Origin of the sequence: Rhodovulum sp. PH10, assembly GCF_000293785.1 — a bacterium.
Classification (GTDB): domain Bacteria; phylum Pseudomonadota; class Alphaproteobacteria; order Rhizobiales; family Xanthobacteraceae; genus Rhodoplanes.
The window spans coordinates 1-5,999 of sequence record NZ_AKZI01000131.1 but is presented as its reverse complement, the minus strand read 5'-3'; the positions used below and the strand labels follow the sequence as shown (position 1 = coordinate 5,999).

At 57.6% G+C, this 5,999-nt stretch carries 3 protein-coding genes and 1 pseudogene; 2 read left to right on the top strand and 2 right to left on the bottom strand.

The features are described from left to right. Positions 1–322: 322 nt before the first annotated feature. Together A33M_RS23215 and A33M_RS18725 are read right to left on the bottom strand one after the other, a co-directional pair. On the bottom strand, positions 323–1,771 hold the full coding sequence (locus A33M_RS23215; RefSeq protein WP_008390487.1) for an argonaute/piwi family protein: 1,449 nt from the start codon (positions 1,769–1,771) through the stop codon (positions 323–325). A 41-nt stretch (positions 1,772–1,812) separates the two neighbouring features. Next, a complete protein-coding gene (locus A33M_RS18725; RefSeq protein ID WP_052027130.1) occupies positions 1,813–3,102 on the bottom strand; it encodes a DUF4365 domain-containing protein in 1,290 nt (429 codons plus the stop codon). A gap of 507 nt (positions 3,103–3,609) precedes the next feature. Between A33M_RS18725 and A33M_RS18720 the strand changes: the two are divergent. Beyond that, positions 3,610–5,367 (top strand): annotated as a pseudogene (locus A33M_RS18720) (DNA methyltransferase); the annotation flags it as partial. Positions 5,368–5,572: 205 nt separating this feature from the next. Further along, complete coding sequence (locus A33M_RS25325) at positions 5,573–5,992, top strand: type IIL restriction-modification enzyme MmeI (RefSeq protein WP_337460012.1); 420 nt, start codon at positions 5,573–5,575, stop codon at positions 5,990–5,992. Positions 5,993–5,999: the final 7 nt, after the last annotated feature.

Here is a 5,999-nt window from a genome sequence, read left to right as displayed (position 1 = left end):
CCGCCCTCACGACCATCCGCAGAAGGTGGGGCCAAAACGACGCTTACGGTTTTTCTTCACGTAATCAAGCATTTGTTGTCGATCTCACTTCGTCATCGTGCCGACAGAAATACAAACTGTTGCACGCGAAATTGGACGCCATGTTGAGCGGGTGTGACCCGGTTGGCGACCTATAACGTGGGAACCGGTCCGGTCATTTCCTTTCAACCTTCCGGACTGACACCTACGCTTCGTCCGGTGCTTTCTCGGGGAGCGGTCCTGGTCTTCGCCGACTTCTCCCCTTCACAGTGTCGGAACAGAATATAACCGACGTGGCTGCAACCTAGGTGTAACGGCGGAAGTCCGATGAGACCGCAGTCCCGAACTCAACGTGTTTAAGAATTCGTCCGACCTCCCGCGCAGCTTTGATCGGTGCCGGGAGCTTCTGATCGAACTGTGTCGTATTCCAGTTTACCTTCGTTAGCGCAAGCACGTCTCTTGCCAGCGTCAGGAGCTTGCTGTCCGAATTCTCGTGGGGCACAAGCAGCAGAGGTCGCGGTACGCGCAAGCCCGGGAATGTTCCGTAAAACGGTACGCTGCCGCGCGTATACAGCAGGCCCTTGCCGCCCAAATCGACGAATGTGCCGCGTAGAACGGGATAATTACCGTCACGGAAGATTGCGATTGGGGAACTCTCCTGCACCCACACAAGGTCGGACATCTCGATGCCGGACTTACCAAGAGCGGCGTCGATGCCCTCCACCTCTTCAGGACGGAAGCGCGAGGTCTTCAAGACCACCAGCCGCGCAGGAACATGACGGTGATGCGCTTTGTACACCGCGATAGATTGCACGACGAGTTCTTCCGCATCTTTGGCAGTCAGATATGGATGACGCCCCCGTGTCTCTGTCTGCGCACGCGCTCCGCGCAGAATGAGCCCACGACCTCGCTCATCAAACATCTGGGCGGTGCTGGTCCAGAGTTGTTGACCGTCGAGGTCACGATAAAATCCGATGCCCAGAAAACTTGTACGGTATTCCGCTTGATCTGGTAGCAAGCGCCATGGCACTTTGCCTGCTTTATAGAAGAGGGCGTTGAGAAGATTCCACGCCCGCGTCGCCTTTACCTGCGTTTGGCGGTTGCTGTCGCGTTTGACCTTCCGGGGAATTTTGGCCGCGTCGTCCCACGTATCCGGCCAGACGATCTGGGTTGGGACCGGAAGGTGAAGCGTCTTCGCCTTGAGCAGGTCACGGAAATTGAGCGTGTCGCCGCCGTCATCCTGGTCGTCGCTGTCCTCCACTTCACTCTTTGCATTGACGAGCTTTTCTATGAGTGGAATGGGCAACGCCAGAACAACTACATCGGGTCTCACGCTGCCTTCGAGCAGAGCCGAAAGCTGCGACGTGACCAATTCGACCGCATGTTGGATCGCTTCGTCGTGACGGCCTATGCTGGTGATTTCATTGACCTGCCGCCGGGAAATTGTAGCTGTAGCCCCCTCGGGCACTTCGAATTTGCAGCGGAACGGGTTCTGATTGCCAAGCCCCGGAAAATCCGGGTTGAGATTTATAAGCTGCTTGTTTCCGCTTTCGATGCCGCGTGCGGTTTCGCCGAGGAATTCCGTGAACCCCGCAACCGTGTCATCCGTGCCGATGATGCCGACGCGGATAACTTCGCCCGAACGCGGCTGCAACGGCCCATGCTCGCGCAAACCCTGACGGGGATCACAATGCTGTCCGCCGTCGCCAAATTCGAGCATCGGCTCGTCAAAGATATGCGCCTTGAAAGTCATTCGACGTCCCCTTCCTCAAAGAGGTCCTGCGCTTCCATCTCCTAGGCTCGCGGATCGGTCCGGTTCCATGAGGACTCTGGTACTGCTTGAGACAACTGGATTACCGGGAGGCGTTGGAATTGCAGCAATGGCGCAGGTTTGTCTGCATCGAACAGGTTAATCTCGTGTTTGCCGCTCTCGACTAACAAATGCTGCCACATCATCACCTGACCGCGTACTGCGGCATTGCGCTCCAGACGCTTCTTGCCAGCTAAAAGCGCTTCTGGATAACGATGCGGCTGAAAACCGTCCGTGGTGAAATAGAAATCTGGGTCGACAACGACGAACCATTCATCAGCAAGGCGTTCAAACCGCAGCCGTGCCGCATGGTGCCTAACGTAGCCGCGGCCCTCTTTCTTCTTGCTCGCGTAGGCGCTCACGACCTTGGCAGAGGTCTCTTTCACATTAGACATGTAGCGGTAGCCGCGCGACTTTCCGATACCGACCACCTTGAAGTAGAACAACCTGTCTTTGCGTAGAAAGGAAATCTGCGCCGTTGTCTGTCGCTCGACCGTGCGTCGCAACAAATCCATCGTGTCGTTGATGTCATCCAGTTCATCGTTGAATGCGAAGAGCTTGGCATCAACGGCCTCGACCTGATCGAGATCGACAATCGAGCGGGTGCCGTAATCCCTGGGGTCGAAGAAAGAGACGAAACGCCGCTTGCGAATGACCCAGTCGAACCGGACGTTGCGGTGCTTTACCAGTTCGGGCACGGCGTCGCGGCCGCTGCCAAACGGCGACGTTGAAATGAAGAGTTCTTCCGGTAACTTGACCCGCAGCAGGTTGATGATGGCGTCCTCGCCCTGGTTGAGCGGCGGCAGGAAAACGCCAGGCATGCGACGATCGATGGTGAGTGCGCCAACGCGATCAGCGCAGCCCGGATCGAACACGTCTACCTTTTTATCGAACTTCAGGCGGCGTTCCTCGCCCTTAACGCAGTCGCTAACGTCCTTCCAATACGCTGATTGGTCGGACTTCCGCCAAAGAACAATGATGACGGGGATGTTGGAAGTACGCCAGTATTTTAGATCGTCCGGCTTGAGAAGGTATTCGAAGTTGTAGTCGTTCTCGCGACTATATTGACCGCTGTCGGTGGATTTGACCTGGACACCGAGCAACTTGCCGAGTGGCGCACCGCTCTTTGGATCGCGCAGTTCGACGATGCCGTCCGTCCCCGCTTCGAGGCGTCCACGCTGTTCGTAAAGAAAACCGATTTCGAGAACGATCTTTTTGATCGCTGTCTCGCCCAACTCGCCCAGAATTTGGCTATCGGTGATTCTCTTCGACATGCCTTATCTTACGACATGTCGAACCCACTCGAAACAGCATTGTTCTTGTTTCGTTTTCATGCGCAATGTTCGAAATATAAGTGCTATTTCAATCAATTGAACCAGCATTTGGGTGGATACGGGCACTGGTCTTCCCCGAGCCGCACAGCGCCCGCCGCTCTTTTTTCTGCGCGGGGCCGCGTATATCCTCCCCACTCGAATGCGGACGCCGAGCGGGTTGGATGATCCTACCACGTCACACCCGCATTAGCCGACAGGAACCCACCGGCATGACGTGTAGGGCCACTCTTGGTGTGACACGGGGGCCGCAGAGCCACCGCCAACCTCCTTCAGTGCACGAAAAACAGGAGCCACCGCAAGACTCTGGCGCTGACCCGCAGCGGGCCCTAAAATACGGAAAAACGTACTGATTCAGGGCGCGAGCATGCGGGCTGTCGTAATTCACGAGGGCATTATTGAGCGGGATCATCGCGGGCGGGTCGTTGCGCGGCGGCGGGGTTATGCACGATGAACGCCGTTGAAATCGAAGAGGCCATTTCGGCCCTCGCCGAGCAGCCTTTCGACCCGGCCGAGTTTCCGTTCGCTTTCCTGCAAGCATTTGGGAACAAGGAGACGACGCTCAGACGCCTTCGAAAAGGCGAGACGAATAAATCCGATCTGAGCGGGGTCCTTCAGACGAACAACATCCATATCGCGGTTGCCGCGCCTGGCGAGGTCACCAAGACGCTCGGTGCGCTGAAGGCCAGCCCGGCGACGGCCCGGGCCAAGGCAAAATTCATCTTGGCGACCGATGGCGACGCCTTCGAAGCCGAGGACTTGGCTAGCGGCGAGACCGTTGCCTGCGGCTATGCCGACTTTCCCGACCATTTCGGCTTCTTTTTGCCCCTCGCTGGCATCACGACCGTCAAGCAGGTCCGCGAGAGCTCGTTCGACATACGGGCCACCAGCCGCCTGAACCGGCTGTATGTCGAGCTGTTGAAGGACAATCCCGAGTGGGGCACGGAAGAGCGCCGCCCCGACATGAACCATTTCATGGCGCGGCTGATCTTCTGCTTTTTCGCCGAGGATACCGACATCTTCAACGGCTCCGGGCTGTTCACCGCCACCGTCGAGCAGATGAGCGCGCGGGATTCCTCGAACACCCACGAGGTCATCGGCGCGCTGTTCCAGGCCATGAACACGAAGACGGCCGATCGGGCACGTGCAGGCACGCCACGGTGGGCGGACGTATTTCCCTACGTGAATGGCGGTCTGTTCTCAGGGCGAATGGACGTGCCGCGCTTCAGCCGCATCGCGCGGTCCTACCTCCTCCATATCGGCGGCCTCGACTGGAGGAAGATCAACCCCGATATCTTCGGCTCGATGATCCAGGCCGTGGCGGAGGACGACGAGCGTGGCGCGCTCGGCATGCACTACACCAGCGTGCCGAACATACTGAAGGTGCTCAACCCGCTCTTCCTCGACGATTTGCGCGAAAAGTTGGCCGAGGCCGGGGACAATCCGCGCAAGCTCCTCAACCTCCGCAACCGCATGGCGCGGATCAGGGTGTTCGACCCGGCCTGCGGCTCCGGCAATTTCCTCGTCATCGCCTACAAGGAAATGCGGGCGATCGAGGCCGAGATCAACCAGCGTCGGCGCGAAACCGGGCGCAAGACGGATATACCGCTCACGAACTTTCGCGGCATCGAGCTGCGCAACTTCCCGGCCGAGATCGCGCGGCTCGCGCTCATCATCGCCGAGTTCCAGTGCGACGTGCTGTATCGCGGTCAGAAAGAAGCGCTGGCCGAGTTTTTACCGCTTGATGCGCAGAACTGGATCACCTGCGGCAACGCCTTGCGTCTGGACTGGCTGAGCATCTGCCCACCCACAGGGACCGGCGTCAAACACCACGCCGATGACTTGTTCTCCAGCCCTCTCGATCAAGCACAAATCGACTTCGAAAACGAAGGCGGCGAGACGTACATCTGCGGCAACCCTCCTTATCTTGGAAGCAAGTGGCAGACGGCGGAACACAAATCCGATCTCGGAGCCATTTTTGCGGGACGCACGAAAAGCTGGAAGTCTCTCGATTATGTAGCGGGCTGGTTTATGAAAGCAGCCGACTACGGGCTGCACACCAGTGCCGTCGCGGCGTTCGTGTCCACAAATTCTGTCTGCCAGGGCCAACAGGTTCCAATCTTATGGCCCCTGATTTTCTCGACAGGTCACCAGATCAGCTTTGCTCATACCAGTTTTAAATGGGCGAACCTAGCGAGTCACAACGCTGGCGTCACCGTGGTTATAATTGGCCTTTCTAACCGCCCCGGAAAGGCACGACGGCTATTCACAATAGCCGACACCGGAGACCTCGCCATCAAAGATACTGACAATATTAATGCCTATCTTGTTCCGGCACCTAATGTAGAGGTCCAGTCGCGCAGCAGACCGTGGTCGGATGCCGCCGTAATGCAATTTGGCAACCATCCTTATTATGGGGGGACCACTGATCTTTTCGACCGGCGAAGCTCGTCAGATTTGTTCGGATTTGCCTGCGGCTGCTCGATTTATCCGCCCGCTATACGGATCGAAGGAGTTCATTTCCGCATCGCCTCGCGCCTGCCTCTGGATCGAGAGAGACGACGCGGAGGAGGCTATGAAAATATCTGTTATTGCGTCGAAAGTCGCTGCCGCAGCCGCGGCGAGGCGCGCGGCCCATCAAGACAAAGCTGCGCAGAAGCTCGCCGAAACGCCTTACCGCTTCAGGGATCAAGTCACTGCCAGTGACCATGTTTTCGTAGTTCCCCGGGTCAGCTCCGAAAATCGGCCCTGTTTGCCGGTTGGATTGTTGAGGCCTGATGCGATTATTCAAGGTAAGCGTCGTTTTGGCCCCACCTTCTGCGGATGGTCGTGAGGGCGGA

Coding starts and splice junctions, on each gene's coding strand:
- A33M_RS23215 (WP_008390487.1), bottom strand. CDS start 1,771: ATGACTTTCAAGGCGCATATCTTTGACGAGCCGATGCTCGAATTTGGC.
- A33M_RS18725 (WP_052027130.1), bottom strand. CDS start 3,102: ATGTCGAAGAGAATCACCGATAGCCAAATTCTGGGCGAGTTGGGCGAG.
- A33M_RS25325 (WP_337460012.1), top strand. CDS start 5,573: ATGGGGGGACCACTGATCTTTTCGACCGGCGAAGCTCGTCAGATTTGT.